This is a genomic window from Mucilaginibacter sp. L196 (assembly GCF_009765905.1).
GTDB lineage: Bacteria > Bacteroidota > Bacteroidia > Sphingobacteriales > Sphingobacteriaceae > Mucilaginibacter.
In genome coordinates this window covers 578,746-595,447 of record NZ_LMUO01000019.1, presented here as the reverse complement: position 1 = coordinate 595,447, position 16,702 = coordinate 578,746, and the positions used below count along the sequence as shown (strand labels likewise).

General features: G+C 40.5%; 13 protein-coding genes. 7 read left to right on the top strand and 6 right to left on the bottom strand.

Annotated features, from left to right (window positions below; all coding sequences use genetic code 11):
• Positions 1–415 precede the first annotated feature (415 nt).
• Complete coding sequence (locus GSQ74_RS18970; RefSeq protein WP_158995786.1) at positions 416–2,590, top strand: tetratricopeptide repeat-containing sensor histidine kinase; 2,175 nt, start codon at positions 416–418, stop codon at positions 2,588–2,590.
• A 1-nt stretch (position 2,591) separates the two neighbouring features.
• Here GSQ74_RS18970 and GSQ74_RS18965 read toward each other — a convergent pair whose 3' ends face one another.
• Genes GSQ74_RS18965 through GSQ74_RS18955 form a run of 3 tightly spaced genes read right to left on the bottom strand, consistent with a single transcriptional unit; the run spans position 2,592 to position 5,113 of the window.
• On the bottom strand, positions 2,592–3,182 hold the full coding sequence (locus GSQ74_RS18965; RefSeq protein ID WP_158995785.1) for a TMEM175 family protein: 591 nt from the start codon (positions 3,180–3,182) through the stop codon (positions 2,592–2,594).
• 43 nt (positions 3,183–3,225) lie between these two features.
• Positions 3,226–4,659: an NAD(P)/FAD-dependent oxidoreductase gene (locus GSQ74_RS18960; protein ID WP_158995784.1), complete on the bottom strand. Its 1,434-nt coding sequence runs from the start codon at positions 4,657–4,659 to the stop codon at positions 3,226–3,228.
• 19 nt (positions 4,660–4,678) lie between these two features.
• The gene (locus GSQ74_RS18955) at positions 4,679–5,113 is read right to left on the bottom strand and encodes a DUF6526 family protein (protein ID WP_158995783.1); all 435 of its coding nucleotides are present in this window, start codon (positions 5,111–5,113) and stop codon (positions 4,679–4,681) included.
• Between the two features lie 123 nt (positions 5,114–5,236).
• Between GSQ74_RS18955 and GSQ74_RS18950 the strand changes: the two genes are divergently transcribed.
• The gene (locus tag GSQ74_RS18950; RefSeq protein WP_158995782.1) at positions 5,237–6,100 is read left to right on the top strand and encodes an aldo/keto reductase; all 864 of its coding nucleotides are present in this window, start codon (positions 5,237–5,239) and stop codon (positions 6,098–6,100) included.
• A gap of 87 nt (positions 6,101–6,187) precedes the next feature.
• Entirely contained in the window at positions 6,188–6,940 is a 753-nt protein-coding gene (locus tag GSQ74_RS18945) for a hypothetical protein (protein WP_158995781.1), read from the top strand.
• Between the two features lie 62 nt (positions 6,941–7,002).
• Here the strand turns inward: GSQ74_RS18945 and GSQ74_RS18940 are convergent, their stop codons facing one another.
• Complete coding sequence (locus tag GSQ74_RS18940; protein ID WP_158995780.1) at positions 7,003–7,293, bottom strand: YciI family protein; 291 nt, start codon at positions 7,291–7,293, stop codon at positions 7,003–7,005.
• A gap of 171 nt (positions 7,294–7,464) precedes the next feature.
• On the opposite strand from GSQ74_RS18940, the gene GSQ74_RS18935 reads away from it, so the two are divergent.
• The 4 genes from GSQ74_RS18935 to GSQ74_RS18920 all read left to right on the top strand — a co-directional run bounded on the left by GSQ74_RS18935 (position 7,465) and on the right by GSQ74_RS18920 (position 10,067).
• The gene (locus tag GSQ74_RS18935) at positions 7,465–8,619 is read left to right on the top strand and encodes a galactokinase (protein WP_158995779.1); all 1,155 of its coding nucleotides are present in this window, start codon (positions 7,465–7,467) and stop codon (positions 8,617–8,619) included.
• Positions 8,620–8,654: 35 nt separating this feature from the next.
• Positions 8,655–9,212 carry an RNA methyltransferase gene (locus tag GSQ74_RS18930; protein WP_158995778.1) on the top strand — a complete coding sequence of 186 codons (558 nt, stop codon included), beginning with the start codon at positions 8,655–8,657 and terminating at the stop codon, positions 9,210–9,212.
• An 86-nt stretch (positions 9,213–9,298) separates the two neighbouring features.
• The gene (locus GSQ74_RS18925) at positions 9,299–9,625 is read left to right on the top strand and encodes a helix-turn-helix transcriptional regulator (protein WP_158995777.1); all 327 of its coding nucleotides are present in this window, start codon (positions 9,299–9,301) and stop codon (positions 9,623–9,625) included.
• 13 nt (positions 9,626–9,638) lie between these two features.
• Complete coding sequence (locus tag GSQ74_RS18920) at positions 9,639–10,067, top strand: SRPBCC domain-containing protein (RefSeq protein WP_158995776.1); 429 nt, start codon at positions 9,639–9,641, stop codon at positions 10,065–10,067.
• A 283-nt stretch (positions 10,068–10,350) separates the two neighbouring features.
• Here the strand turns inward: GSQ74_RS18920 and GSQ74_RS18915 are convergent, their stop codons facing one another.
• Complete coding sequence (locus tag GSQ74_RS18915) at positions 10,351–11,829, bottom strand: glutamate synthase subunit beta (RefSeq protein WP_158995775.1); 1,479 nt, start codon at positions 11,827–11,829, stop codon at positions 10,351–10,353.
• Positions 11,830–11,833: 4 nt separating this feature from the next.
• Positions 11,834–16,357, bottom strand: a complete 4,524-nt coding sequence (gene gltB / locus GSQ74_RS18910) for a glutamate synthase large subunit (protein ID WP_158995774.1) — start codon at positions 16,355–16,357, stop codon at positions 11,834–11,836.
• Positions 16,358–16,702 lie beyond the last annotated feature (345 nt).

Genomic DNA, 16,702 nt, shown 5'->3' with positions numbered 1-16,702 from the left:
TTCCCTGAATTCTTTTGGCGTTAATCCTTTGTTAGCAAATTGATCAAAGTTCAATTTCCGGCTATACTTTCAGGCGTTTACCTGGTTAGGCTTAATTATTTTACCAGTTTATTTTTCTGCCGGATATTTCATTCTTTCACCCGGAGAAAGTGAATTATTCCTATAAGTTAAATTTAAAAATTACAGCTACAAATCATAATTAAAAATAAATATCAAACTGACCCTGATTTGTTGAATTAGCAATTCTCTTTTATATATATTTAGGCAGTATTAAATTATTTTTTGTTTGGGTTATAATATTAATCAGATGTTAATTAATAATTATTAGCAGTAAACATTTCTATTGATTTAGACGTATAACCCAGCAACTTAACCTTCGGGATTTAACTGACTATATAGGGAGATAAATTTAACATTGAAATTTTTTCTAACTTTTCTTTTTTCGTTTTTTTGCCTGTCGAGTTTTGCTAACGTAGGAGTTGGAGAAATTGACAGCGTTAAAAATTTACTGGCAAACTTAGGGGCCACTCCGGATACTTCAGTTATTAATAAACTGAATAAACTGGCTGAAGACTATTTCCGCATAAACCCGGATAGCAGTTATTATTACGGAAACAAAAGCATACAATTATCTAAACAAATAAACTACAGCGCGGGCATTGCAAGCGGGTTGCTGCAGGTAGGGCATGTAAAATATTTTAAAGGCCGTTCTGAAGAAGCTAAACTGGACTTTGATACGGCTATATCTATTTATAAAAAGCTAAAAAATAAAAAGGGGCTTGCCGCCTGTTATGTTTTATATGGCCGTATGTATAATCTGCTTGCAAATTATACACTCGCGCTTTATTACTTAAACTTAGCCCAACAAATTAACATACAAATCAATAATCAGCTAGGGCTTACTGATACTTATAAAAACATAGGTATAGTTTATTACAGTGAGGGCATTATTCCTAAAGCGCTCGATTTTTACTATAAAGGGCTTTTTATAGCACTTAAAAATCATTACAAAGCTTTATCATCTGAAATATACAATGACCTGGGGGTAATACTGCAAAGTACAGAGGTTTACCCAAATGCTTTGGAATATTTTAACAAGGCAATAAAAATTTCTTTACAGATAAACGACCAGCTGGTTATTGGAACCGTTAATGAAAATATTGGTGAAATTTTATTGGCCGAAGGGAAATATACTGATGCAATTATTCATTTAAAAACTGCTTTAATAACAGCCCGTAAACAAGATGATAAAGACGGTTTAGGTTCAATATATACTGATTTAGGCTTATGCTACGGCCATTTAAATAACATTAAAGTAGCCAAAAGTTACTTGGACACCTCATTACAAATTGCAGCTGATTACAAGTTTGTTAATAACCAGGCAAACGCTGTTATTGGACTTGCTACAGTTTATAATCTGCAAAAAGATTACGCCAGCGCCTATAAATATGCCATACAAGGCCATATATATGCTGTTAAACTAGGAGATCTTTCAGTAAGGGCTAAATCTGCCATGCAATTAAACCAAACGCTGGCTGGTTTAGGTAACTTTACACAAGCTTATAAATATCTGCTTGAATATGTCGACTTAAAAAATCAGCTAAAAAGTGACGAAAGTATTCAAAAGCTAACCTCCTATAATTTTGAGTTGAATTTTGCGGCTAAAGAACATCAGGAGCAACAGCAACAACAAGAAAAAGATCTGCTTTACACACAAAGGTTACACAGTCAACGTTTGTTAAACACCATATTTATTATAATAATTATAGGGATGATTGGCACCCTGGTTGTTTATTACAATCAAAAGCGCAAGCAGCAAAAAATAAACTTGATGCTTGAGGAAAAAAACGATGAGGTGCTAAGCCAAAAGGAGAACATTGACGAACAAGCCCATAAACTTAATGAGCTTAATGTTTTAAAAGACAGGCTGATTTCTGTTCTCGCACATGATTTACGTGCGCCATTGAGTACTTTACGTGGTTTATTCGGTTTGCTGCAGGATGATACGATAACACACCAGGAATTGGTTGAAATGATACCGAGTGTGTTAAAAAAGCTTGAGTATACTTCGGATTTTCTTGATACCCTCCTATTTTGGATAAACAGCCAGATGGAAAATTTTGAAAGCTCGGTAAAAAGCTTCTCTATAAAAGATATTGTTGAGTATGAGATGGAGAATTACCAGGAACAAGCTACCTTAAAAGGTATAACCTTGATTGATAATGTTCCTGATAGCACTATGGCCTCGGCAGATCCAAACTCAATCCGCATTGTGATACGCAACCTGATAACTAACGCCATAAAATTCTCGGGCGAAAAAGACACTATCGAAGTTGTAGCATCTACCAATAATGAAATGATTGAGATAAAAGTTAAGGATACCGGGACAGGCATCCCACCCGATAAACTTAAAAAGCTTTTCAAAAGCAAGGTTGATAGCAGTACCGGTACCCATCAGGAATCAGGCACTGGAATGGGTTTACTATTTTGCAAGGATCTGGTTGAAAAATGTAATGGCAAAATATGGGTTACCAGTCAGCAAGACGTTGGTACCGAGTTTTCATTTACTGTACCTGCCTATATCGCTTAACTTATTCTTTGTGATCTGAAATTTTACTTTCAATTCTCCGGTCAGGTATAAACCAGATACAAGCCACAAGAAAGTATAAGCTAAAACTAATACAAGGGTTTACCCACGCCAATAGAATAGCCACGGCATATATAACAATAGATAACCTGCCTTTACGATCATTACCTATCGCCTTAGCAAAAAGCGAATCCGGGCCTTCGTGCTTCTTTAAAATAATCACCAGTATTGCATAAGCTACCGCGCACATAATCAGCGATACGCCATACATGATAGTTGGCCATTTGGTGAAGTTGTTTTCCCCCATCCATTCCGTAACCAATGGCACTACCGAAAGCCAGAATAGCAGGTGCAAATTTGCCCAAAGCGTTGCCCCGTTTACAGATTTTACTGCCTGCATTAAATGGTGATGGTTGTTCCAGTAAATCCCTACATAAATAAAACTGATCACATAGCAAATAAATACCGGGTAAAGTGGAACAAGCGACTGAAGCGTATCATGTTGAGCGCCTGGCATTTTAATCTCTAAAACCATTATGGTGATGATGATGGCTATTACTCCATCACTAAATGCTTCTAAGCGTCCCTTTTCCATAGAACCGAAAATAATAAATATTATGGATATTGTTTAGAACAGCTTATGCCGCAAATATATCTTGAAGCACTTTTTGGGCTGCATTGTATCCGCACATACCATGCACACCTCCACCGGGAGGCGTTGATGCGGAGCAGATGTAAATACCCTTTGCCGATGTTTTATAGGGCGACCAACGCAATGCAGGCCGTGTAAACAGTTGGCCTATATCAATCACCCCGCCATTAATATCCCCGCCGATGTAATTGGGGTTATATTCTTCCATTTGTGCCGGGCTCATGGTATGTTTAGCTAAAATGAGGTCTTTAAAACCAGGTGCAAAACGTTCTATTTGGTTTTCGATGGCGCTGGTCATATCCAACTTCGATCCATTGGGAACATGACAATAGGCCCAGGCAGTATGTTTGCCCTCAGGAGCCCTTGATGGATCAAAAACACTTTGTTGAGCCAACAGCACAAATGGTTTTTCAGGGTGCTGACCATCCCAGGTTTGCTGCTCGGCAAGGGTAATTTCGTCTATAGTATTACCAATATGGATTGTACCAGCCTTTTTGCATTCCTCTGCCATAAAAGGAATCGGGCCATCCAAAGCCCAATCAACCTTAAAAACACCCATGCCATAACGGTAACGTCCTAACTGCCATTTATACAGTGAAGAAAACTTGTGTCCGGCTATTTGCAATATTTGTTTGGGTGATACATCAAACAAAACCGCGTGAGCCGATGGCAGTTGTTCAAGCGATTTTATATAGATATTGGTTTCTATCTTCCCGCCTATCGATATAAAATAAGAGGCTAAAGCATTTGCTATTCGGTTTGATCCGCCCTTTGGAATTGGCCAGCCTTTTAAATGACCATTGGCCATCAAAACTAATGCCGCCGCCGAGGTTGTCATTTTAGATAATGGCTGCATGGAGTGTGCCGCCATACCTGCTAGTAACCCTTTAACTTCTTCGGTTTTAAAACGTTTAGATAGATGCGTGGCGGATGTTAACGCTGATAAACCAAACCCTGCCATAGCAAGCGGATGCTTGGGATAATGTAACGGCCCTAAAGCATCGGCAGCAATAAGTGGCCAATCATCTACTATAGGCTGCATTAGCTTTAAATAAGCTTGTTCATCGCTACCCAATAATTTTGCTGTTTCGGTAATTGATTGTTTAAGTACTGCGGCGGTGCCATTATCAAAAGGGTGCGCAGCAGCAATTTCTGGATAGATATATTCCAATCCATGATCTGCCAGTGGCAGTTGCTGAAAAAATGGTGAACCAGCTGCCAACGGGTGTATCGCTGAACAAATGTCATGTGTAAATCCCGGCAAAGTCAATTCAGCGGATCTAAGGCCTCCTCCTATTTCACTTTTCGCTTCGAGTATTAATACCGATAATCCGTTTTGCTGCAAATAGATAGCCGCAGCCAGTCCGTTAGGTCCGGAGCCAACTATTATCGCATCAAAATCACGCTTTTCAAGCTTCATCAAAATCCCAACTCAAATATTATACCCTGTGATAATCGCTTTTCCAGTTTTTGATTGCTTTTTTAATATCATCCGGCGATAGGTTTTCTGCGATGACACGCTCTACAAGGGGGATCAATTCATCATCAGGCGCAAAACGCAGGGCCGCAATCTGGCGGATAGTAATTTTGCTATCAATAGGTTTACGGGTGAGTATAAAATAACGCAGGCCTTCTTCCGCACGTATGGCTCTGTCCTGTGCTTTTAAAGGAAAGGTGCGTAGAAAGCCCCATATCAAAGCTGCACATACAAACAATAATAAAATGAGTATCGAACTTAAAAGACCACCTTGATCAGCTATATGCCGAAATATATTTATAATAGAAATTATTAAACCGACGATAAGCACACCGCTTAAAACATAATGATACCCGGCCACATAACGACGATGATTGGCGAAATTCTGATCTTCCATAATCAATTATTTGATGCAATATACATTATTAATGTTACCTGTTACGCCACCTAAAATGACATTGCCATTGTTTTAATATTGAACAAAACGGCTAAAATTGAGTTCTACATAAAACAAATCATCATGGCTGACACAAAAATATCATTCAAAAAAACGTTCACTTTAGGTGGCGATCTTACTATAAATCGTTTGGGTTACGGTGCTATGCGTATTACCGGCAAAGGCATTTGGGGGCCGCCTAAGGATCACGATGAATCCATTCGTGTATTGAAACGTGCTGTTGAATTGGGGGTAAATTTCATTGATACTGCTGATAGCTATGGACCACACGTATCCGAAGAATTGATTGCTGAAGCGCTATATCCTTATAAATCAGACCTAGTTATTGGCACCAAAGGCGGTTTGCTTCGTACAGGACCGGATCAATGGCCGGTTGATTCAAGTCCGGAGCATTTGAAAGAAGCGTTGGAGGGTAGTTTAAAACGCCTTAAACTGGATCAGATCGATCTTTATCAATTACATCGTATCGACCCAAAAGTACCTGCTGAAAAAACCTTCGAGTTTTTACAAAAGGTACAAAAAGAGGGTAAGATTAAACATATCGGCTTATCAGAAGTTAGTGTGGACGATATAAAGAAAGCACAACAATTTTTCGAGGTGGTATCGGTACAAAACATGTACAGTGTTGATAACCGCAAATGGGAATCAGTATTGAATTATACCAAGGAAAACAATATTGCCTTTATTCCATGGTTCCCGTTAAACGCTGCTAATGTCGCGAGCCAGGAAAAACTGCAAAAGGTGGCAGATAAGTACAGTGCGACCGTATACCAGGTGGCATTAAGCTGGTTACTGCACCATGCCGATAACATTTTGCTGATTCCGGGAACATCAAGCGTAAAACACCTGGAAGAAAACATGAAAACAATTGATGTACCGCTTACGGCAGAAGACATGCAAGCCATGGAAGGCATCAGCGCTTCATAAAATGTAAAATTTAAAGCGATGGTTAAACCTTTACGATATTGTTTTATCTAACACGAAACAATATTATAAACTTTAACCATTGCTATTATGAAAACACTCAGATCATTTGCGTTTTTAGGTTTGATTGCAGGTGCGCTACTTTCTTGTAACAAGAATAACAGCACTAATAAACCTAACGCTAATTCTACAGATGAAGCTGCTGATTTAGTTGCAGCTTCAGTATCAACCAACACTCAAGGTGCTTTAGATGGTTTTAATGATGTAAGCATTTCATCTGAAACCAGAATAAATATTGATTCTTTATGTGGTACTGTGTGGACAGATAGCGTAAACCGCAGCATACCGCCAGTGCGTGGAGTCACCGATAGCTATTCCTACAAAGCTGATTATAGCTATGCGTTAAATTGTACTAACGGTGTATTTAATAATAGCGCGACCATTACATCCAGTTACAGCGGATCATTCACTGATGCCTCTCTTTCCTCTACATTTTCCGGAAGTTCTAATTTCACAATTGCGGGTTTAGGAAGATCTTTTACCGCATATACCATCAATGGCGAATACAAACGCAGCGGCTCTTTCCAATCACTAACAGATACCAGTTACCACGGCACCCATAGCGTGGATATAACATTTACCAACTTTACATTAGTTAAACCACTTGGCGTTATCAAAAGCGGCAGCACCGCTTCATTTACCATTAGTGGCAGTATGCCATCAAAAGGATCATTTAACTACACCGGTAGCATTGTATTTAATGGCGGCAATAATGCCACTTTAACTATAAATGGCACTGTTTACCTGATAAATCTGGCAACAGGACAGAAAACAAAACAATAGCCCTATTATATTTATATATGAACAAAAACCCCACAACTCTATGTGGGGTTTTTTATTTGCTTTTATACTTCTGCAACACGATAAGGCTTTATATCAATCGTCTCCCATATTTTTTGGGTGATATAAATCTCGCCTTGTTTCCACGCATCAAGCCCCTCCTCGGTTTCAAACTGCAGGATCATTACTGAGCCAATCATTTTGCCTTCTTCGTTCAATATAGCGCCGCCAATAACGTAGTTGCCATTTTCTTTTAAATGCTTGGCGCCATCTAAGTGATGCTGGCGAACAGCCAGCCGGCGATCAAATGTACCTTCATCTGTGTAATCGTATCCTGTAATAATGTACTGATTCATTTTAGGAAGTTTTAGTTATATCCTGAACAAGATAAAATATATTCTGTTTCGTTTATCAAGAAATTGACACTAACCAAAAACAAGTTTTTCGCATCAAATAATAACTGTAAATTTTACATTAAATAATAAAAATATTTACAATATTTGCGATTCATATCTCTCTTTACATTTATGAATGACCAATTAAAACAGGAATTTGCTAAATTTTATAATCAACCTGCTCAAAACGGCTGGTTTTCTCCGGGAAGGGTAAACCTAATAGGCGAACATATTGACTATAATGGCGGCCTTGTAATGCCTTGTGCTATAACGTTTGGCACTTACCTGCTGACATCCCCTAACGAGGATAATGTTTTCCGTTTCAGAAGTACAAATTTTGATAACTTTCTGGAAATACCTGTCCAACAAGATTATAAAAAAGATGGCGAAGGCTGGTATAATTATCCTTTAGGTGTTATTGAACATTTTGTAAAAGCCGGTCACAAACTAGGTGGCCTGGATATGCTTTTTTATGGCGATATACCTATAGGCTCAGGCTTATCTTCTTCTGCATCAATTGAAGTGGTTACTGCCTATGCATTAAATAAACTTTTTAACGCGACTTACTCTAAATTGGATCTTGTTAAGATTGCGAAATCTGTTGAGAACAACTTTATCGGCGTTAATTGCGGTATAATGGACCAATTTGCGGTTGCCTTTGGCGAAAAGGATAAGGCGCTGATGTTAAATTGTGATACACTGGAATATCAGGCTGTGGATAGCAACCTGGGTGATCATGTATTGGCCGTAATCAATACCAATAAACCACGTAAACTGGCAGAATCTAAATATAACGAGCGTGTGCAGGAATGCGCAACAGCTTTAAAGCAACTGCAACAGTTATTGGATATTAATAATTTGTGTGATATTGATACAGATACATTTAAACAATACGAGCATTTAATTACTGATGAAACTGTTAAAAAACGTGCAACACACGTAATTGAAGAAAATGACCGTGTTAAGTTAGCGGCAAAAGCATTAGCGGCTAATAACCTTACTGAATTTGGCAGATTAATGTATGCTTCGCATGATTCATTACGTGACCTTTACGAGGTGAGTGGTAAAGAACTGGATGCTGTAGTAGAATACGCCAAAACAGATAAAAATGTTGCCGGTGCAAGGATGACAGGAGCGGGTTTTGGCGGTTGCGCTATTGCGTTGGTTAAAGCAAAAGCATTTGATGAATTTAGTGCATCCGTTACCCAATATTACACCGACAAAATAGGTTACGCACCATCGGTATACAGCTCGCTGATTGGTGACGGGGTTGGAGTTTTATTTTAAAGGGAGTCAGGAATCAAGATGTTATATTTGCATCGATGACTGAGAACACCAACCACCGTAAGCTTAAACTTGATGAATTGAACCGTGCCTCGATAGACGAGTTTAAAGCACAGGATAAATTGCCGGTTGCCGTAGTATTGGATAATGTGCGCAGTATGAATAATATTGGCTCCATTTTCCGTACTTCGGATGGTTTTGCTGTTGAACAGATTTGCCTTTGCGGGATAACCGCCCAGCCTCCTCATCGCGATATTGAAAAAACTGCATTAGGTGCTACGCAATCCATAGCGTGGACTTATTACGAAACGCCAGTAGCGGCAATTGAACAGCTGCGCAAAGACGGTTATAAAATCATTGCCATTGAGCAGGCCGAAAACAGCCTGATGTTAAACACCTTCATCCCGCAAAAAACTGAAAAATACGCGTTGATCTTCGGTAATGAGGTAAACGGGGTAAGTGATGAGGCGATGGAGCTGATTGACGCTTGTATCGAGATCCCGCAGTTTGGCACTAAGCATTCCTTTAATATTGTAGTTTCAGCGGGTATTGTGCTTTGGGACTTTTTTGTGAAGATGGTTGATTTGCCTGCATAAACTTCTATTCAAAAAAATAATACCAAATCATTTGCGTAACCAAATGGTTACTTATATATTTGTAATCGAACGGTTACTCATATATTATGCGCAGAGATGTTTTCCAGGCTATTGCCGACCCGACCCGACGTGAGATTATAAACTTGATTGCTCATCAATCATTAAATCTTAATGCTATCGCCGATAATTTCCCGGTGAGCAGGCCTGCCATATCCAAGCATATCAAAATTTTAACGGAATGCGGTTTAGTTACCATTACCCAGCAGGGTCGTGAGCATTATTGCGAGGCCAACTTTAAACAGTTTAAAGAAGTATCAGATTGGATAGAACAGTACCGGGTATTCTGGACGGAAAAATTGGATGCTTTGGGTAAATTCCTAGATAAGGACATATCAGACAATAAATCATCTTAAAATCACAAATAAAATGAAAGCAGAACCATTTGTAATAGAAAGAGTGTACAACGCTCCCATCACCAAAGTATGGGAAGCTATTACCGACAACAACAAAATGAAAGAGTGGTATTTTCAATTGGAGGATTTTAAACCTGAAGTTGGTTTTACCTTTACTTTTAATGGAGGATCGAAGGAAAAAACCTACGTCCACCTTTGCGAGGTGACGGAGGTTATCCCCGGCAAAAAGCTTTCCCATAGCTGGAATTACCAAGGTTATACGGGTGGATCATTCGTAACATGGGAGTTATTTGATGAGGGAGATAAAACTCGTTTAAAGTTAACTCATGCCGGTTTGGAAACCTTTCCACAAGACATCAAAGATTTTTCAAGAGAGAGCTTTACAAAAGGTTGGACTCATATTACGGGTACGTCACTGGCTAACTATCTGGAAAAAGTATAATACCACACTACTAGCTTCCCACTTCACTACTGGCTTCAGTCTGCGACTGAAGCCTAACAGATCAAGAAAGTTTATAACTTTCTTGATCTCGCATTTCTTTTCCAAACAATACTTGTGCCTGTGGGTATTATCAGTCACAGACTGACTTTATCTATGGGCTTCAGTTGCAAACTGAAGCCAGTTAGGTTAGGAGATTATTTGGGAAAAAAATAATTAAAAAAAAAGCCGGGCTGCGTATGCGACCCGGCTAGGTTGGTTTATAATTGGTTGGTAAAGGTTCTTATTAAAATACCTGGTCAAATTCGTTAACCGCGTCTTTGCTTTCCAGGGTAGAGTGCCCCATCAGGAACTCGTCTACCTTGCGGGCTGCTTCACGGCCTTCGGATATTGCCCAAACTACCAGTGATTGTCCGCGGCGCATATCGCCTGCAGCAAACACTTTGCTTACGTTGGTGCGGTAGGTTTTATCGTTGGCATTTACGTTTTTGCGTACATCCAGTTCAACACCTAACTTTTTAAGCATGCCTTCGTGCTGTGGGTTAACGAAACCCATGGCAAGGAATACACGCTGACAAGCGATCTCACGCTCAGAGCCTTCAACCTCAGTAAATTTAATCGGGCGACCTAAAACGTCAACTTCCCAGCTTACATCGGTTACTTTAATGGCCCTTAGTTCGCCATTTTCGTCACCCAAAAATTCCTTGGTGTTAATTCCCCAAAAACGATCAGCACCTTCCTCGTGCGAACTGGTCACCTTTAATACCATTGGGTAAGTTGGCCAAGGCATATGCGCGGTACGAGCCTCAGGCGGGCGAAACATCACCTCAAACTGCTTAACTGATGCCGCACCCTGACGATTTGATGTACCCACACAATCTGAACCGGTATCACCCCCACCTATAACTACAACATCTTTACCAGTCGCGAAAATATCTTCGGCCTCAAATTTAGTATCGCTTACACGTTTGTTTTGTTGCTTTAAAAAGTCCATCGCAAAGTGGATGCCTTTAAGCTCCCTGCCCGGGATAGGCAAATCGCGAGGGATAGTTGAACCACCGCTTAAAACTACCGCATCGTGGTTACGTACCACTTCGTCGGCAGCAAGGTTTTTACCAACTTCAACATTGTATTTAAATTCTACGCCGTCTTCTTCCATGATCTTGATACGGCGATCAATAACCCATTTTTCTAATTTAAAATCAGGGATACCATAGCGCAGCAAACCACCCGCTTTGTCATCACGCTCAAAAACAGTAACCGAGTGACCAGCTTTGCTTAATTGCGCGGCAGCAGCTAATCCCGCAGGACCAGAGCCAATCACGGCAACTTTTTTACCTGTTTTTACTAACGGCGCTACCGGCTTAACCAAATTTTTGGCATAAGCTATCTCGATGATATGTTTTTCAATCTCTTCAATAGCTACCGCAGGTTTATTGATACCTAACACGCATGCTGATTCGCATGGTGCAGGGCAAATTCTGCCTGTAAACTCCGGGAAGTTATTGGTTGACGATAATATCTGGTATGCTTCTTCCCAGTTTTTACGATACACAGCATCGTTAAACTCAGGTATGATGTTACCCAGCGGGCAACCTGAATGACAAAACGGTATGCCACAATTCATGCAGCGTGCCGATTGCTGATTCAGCTTTTCATCCGGATATAAGCCAACAAACTCATTATAATTTTTTATACGTTCAGCTACCGGTGCTTTTTGAGGAAGTTCCCTGTCAAACTCCTGAAATCCTGTTACTTTTCCCATATGATTAGCTTACAGCCTGATATTCTAATTTTTCTAAAACTTTTTTATACTCTTTTGGATAAACCTTAACAAACTTGCCTGATGCTTCTTTCCAGCCGTTTAATAGCTCCTGAGCTACTTTACTGTCTGTTAACTGAATGTGTTTGCGTAACAAAGTAAGGATCTCCTCTTCGTCTTTTATTGATAGTGGATCAAGGTCAACCATTTCGGTATTGCAGTTTTCAGCAAACGTACCGTTCGGGTTATAAACCCAGGCAATACCGCCACTCATACCTGCCGCGAAGTTTCTGCCTGTTTGGCCCAAGATCAACGCACGACCACCGGTCATGTATTCGCAACCGTGATCGCCAATACCTTCAACAACTGTTGTAGCACCAGAGTTACGAACCGCGAAACGCTCGCCCGCCATACCGTGGATAAATACCTCGCCCGAAGTAGCTCCATAAAGGGCAACGTTACCTACGATGATGTTATCAGCGGCAGCAAAAGTTGCGTTCTCAGCCGGGTAGATGGCCAATTGAGCACCGGATAAGCCTTTACCTACATAATCATTCGCTTCGCCTTCCAGTTCAAAAGAAATCCCTTTTGTGGTGAAAGCACCGAAACTTTGTCCGGCAGAGCCTTTGAATTTAATGTTGATGGTGTTATCAGGCAATGCTGCTGAACCATATATTTTTGATATTTCGTTTGATAACAAAGTACCTATTGTACGATCGGTATTTTTAACGTCGTAGCTTGCAAATACCGGCGTTTTGTCCTCAAGCGCAGCTTTAGAAGCTTCCAGTAATTTCCAATCCAGTATTTCATCCATGCCGTGGTCTTGTTTTTCGCTGTTATAAAGCGTTAAGCCTTTGGCATTGGTTACCGGGTGCAATAAGCCCGAAAGATCAACTTTCTTAGCTTTCCAGTTAGTCAAATTATCTTTTACTTTCAGGAACTGTACACGACCAACCATTTCGTTAATGGTACGGAAACCTAATTCCGCCATGATTTCGCGTAATTCTTCAGCCATAAACCTGAACAGGTTTACCACGTGCTCCGGTTTACCACTGAACAATTTCCTTAATTCAGGATCTTGCGTAGCAACACCTACCGGGCAGGTATTTAAATGGCATTTACGCATCATGATACATCCGCCGGCAACTAAAGCTGCTGTGGCAACGCCCCATTCTTCGGCACCTAATAATGCTGCGATAGCTAAATCGCGACCGGTTTTAAGCTGACCATCAGTTTGTAGCACTACCCTGCTGCGCAGTTTGTTGCGAACCAGTGTTTGGTGTGCTTCTGACAAACCAAGCTCCCAAGGTAAGCCCGCGTGTTTAACAGAGCTTATCGGTGATGCACCTGTACCGCCATCATAACCTGCTATCAGGATCACATCGGCATGTGCTTTAGCAACACCTGCAGCTATAGTACCTACACCTGCTTTTGATACCAATTTAACATTGATACGTGCGGCACGGTTAGCATTTTTAAGGTCGAATATTAGCTGCGCCAAATCTTCGATAGAATAAATATCGTGGTGTGGTGGCGGCGATATTAAGCCAACACCCGGTGTTGAGTGACGTGTTCTCGCGATCCAGTCATCTACCTTATGACCAGGTAACTGACCACCTTCGCCCGGTTTTGCACCCTGAGCCATTTTAATTTGAAGCTCATCAGCATTGGTCAAATAATTTGAGGTAACCCCAAAACGTGCAGATGCTACTTGTTTAATAGCAGAGCGCATTGAGTCGCCATTCTCCATTATCTGGTAGCGCATTTCATCCTCACCACCTTCGCCGGTATTGCTTTTGCCACCGATGCGGTTCATCGCGATAGCCATGGTGCTGTGTGCCTCATGCGAGATAGAACCGAATGACATGGCGCCTGTTGCAAAACGTTTCATGATGTTTTCAGCCGGTTCAACTTCATCTATGCTGATAGATTCGCGGTGATGGGTAAAATCAAGCAAACCACGGATGGTGAAATGCTTCTCGCCTTGCTCGTTAATTACTTTAGCGTAGGTTTTATAAACGTTATAATCATTGCTGCGTGTAGCATGCTGCAATAAGTGAACGGTAGTCGGGTTAAATAAGTGAGCTTCGCCACGGCGTTTCCATTGGTAGATACCACCTTCGGTTAGCAATTGGTTATCTGCATTTTTAGAGCTTCCAAAACCAATTTTGTGTTTACAAAGTGATTCGCGGGCAATTTCGTCAAGGCCTAAACCTTCGATACGGGTTACCGCACCACAGAAATACTTGTCAACTACAGCTTTATTTAGGCCTAATATTTCGAAAATCTGTGATCCATGATAAGACTGCAATGTTGATATGCCCATTTTTGAGAATATCTTCAACAAGCCATCATTAACAGATTTTACATAGTTCTTTATTAAATATTTTTCATCAAGGCTGGTTTCCAAACTACCATTACGTTTGATGGTTTCGATGGTCGACATAGCCAGATATGGATTGATCGCGGTAGCGCCAAATGCCAATAAACAAGCAAAGTGGTGAACTTCCCAAACGTCCCCTGCTTCAACAACCAAGCCTACTGAACCACGACGCCCCTTTTTGATCAGGTGGTGATGCACGGCAGATACAGCCAATAATGAAGGTATAGGCGCATGCTCAGAATCGATAGCACGATCTGACAGGATCAATACTTCAAATCCATCATCAACCGCATCTTCGGCATAACGGCAAAGGCGCTCGATACCTCTTTGCAGAGATCCCGGCAAGCCATCAGCTTTAAAATAAGTTTGCAATGTTTTAGCATGGAACATGCCAGTATCAATACTACGCAATTTCTCCAGCTGGTTATTTTTTAATATCGGATGTTTGAGCGTTACGCAATGACAATGCATTTTATCTTCATCCAATAAATTGCCGTTGTTACCTATAAAAGTAGCCAAACTCATTACCAAACGCTCACGAATCGGGTCGATAGGCGGGTTAGTAACCTGTGCAAAGTATTGTTTAAAGTAGCTTGATAAATGTTGAGGCCTGTCGGACAGAATCGCCAAAGGCACATCGGTACCCATTGAGCCAATTGGTTCTTTACCATCAAGCGCCATTGGTTTGATTATGGTATCAATATCCTCGCGGCTGTAACCGAATACCTGCTGGTAACGGAAAACTGAATTTGAAGAAAGACTGGCGAAAGCTAAACGTGGCTCAGCCAGATCCTCTAAACGGATCTTATAATTTTCCAGCCAGCGGCCATAAGGTTGGCGTGATGCTATCTGGTGTTTAATTTCATCATCAGTAATGATCTTACCTTTTTCGGTATCGATCAATAACATTTTACCCGGCTGCAAGCGGCCTTTTTTGATAACTGTTGATTCATCGATTGTTAATACACCAGCTTCTGATGCCGCAATTACACGACCATCATTAGTGATTACGTAACGTAAAGGGCGTAAACCATTTCTATCCAACAAAGCACCTACTAATTTACCATCAGTAAAGGTGATTGCGGCTGGGCCATCCCAAGGCTCCATTAAGGTAGCATGATATTCGTAAAATGCTTTCTTAATTGGATCCATTTGCTCGTTACCATCCCATGCTTCAGGAACCAGCATCATCATTACGTGAGGTAATGAGCGGCCAGAGTGAAGCAGGATTTCGATAATGTTATCCAAACAAGCTGAATCTGATTGGTTGTTATCAATTACAGGCAATAACATATCCATTTCTTCAGCAGTGAAGTAATTGGAAGCATAAGATTTTAAGCCTGAATAGAACCAGTTAAGGTTACCTGTTAAGGTATTGATCTCGCCATTGTGGGCTATTAACCTGAAAGGTTGGGCCAACTTCCATGACGGGAAAGTATTGGTTGAGAAACGCGAGTGAATCATGGCAAAGCCAGATGCGATACGCGGATCGGCAAGATCAGCAAAATATTTACGTAGCTGGTAAGTAGTTACCTGCCCCTTATATACTATGGTTTTACAAGAGAAAGAGGTAAAGTAAAAATGCTCCCCTGCTCCCGGTATTGTTTCAGTAATTGTTTTGTTGATATATCTTCTAAGCACATAAAGTTTGCGCTCAAAGTCATCAGCATTAGTAATATTATGCGGCCTTGATACGAAAATCTGCTCACAATCAGGTTCAGCCTGGCGCGCTGTTTCACCAATTACGGATGAATCAACTACCAGCTTACGATAACCTAAATTGTGTAAACCCAGCTTCTCAATCGCATTGCCAATTACAGTGCGACAAGCTTTTTTTAATGCAGAATCCTTGGGGAAAAATATCATACCTACGCCGTACTCGCCGGGTTCAGGTAAGCTCATTTCCAGGTTTGAGCATTCTTCCATCAAAAGCTCATGTGGCAGTTGAATCAAAATACCGGCGCCATCACCGCTATCCGGGTCACATCCGCACGCACCCCTATGCTCCATGTTTTCTAACATGGTTAAAGCGTTATCAATAATCTGGTTGGACTTGTGTCCGTTTATATTGGTTATAAATCCCGTCCCGCAGGAGTCGTGTTCAAATTCTGGCCTATAGAGACCCTGGTGGCTGTCATCTTGGTTCATCGTAAAATTGCCCTTATTAACTCAGGTGTAACCACGAAGATACAAAAACTGAAAAAAAAATTACGATATTTTCTTAATTTTTGGGATAGTATTAAAATAACAGCCCAATAAAATGCAAAAATTTAGAATTTCATAAATTTTAACTCATTCTTATTAAAATTTTCATAATTAAAGATTGCGTTAATAAACAAAATTAAATTTCAATAAGTGCTTATCTAACCAAATTTGAGCCATTTTAAATCGCTGGAATGAGATATAACGTTATTTTATTTGCTTTGGAATACGCTTGCAACATCTAATCAATAAATGGGTTTTAGGAGTTAAAAGCATTGTTAATTTAACATT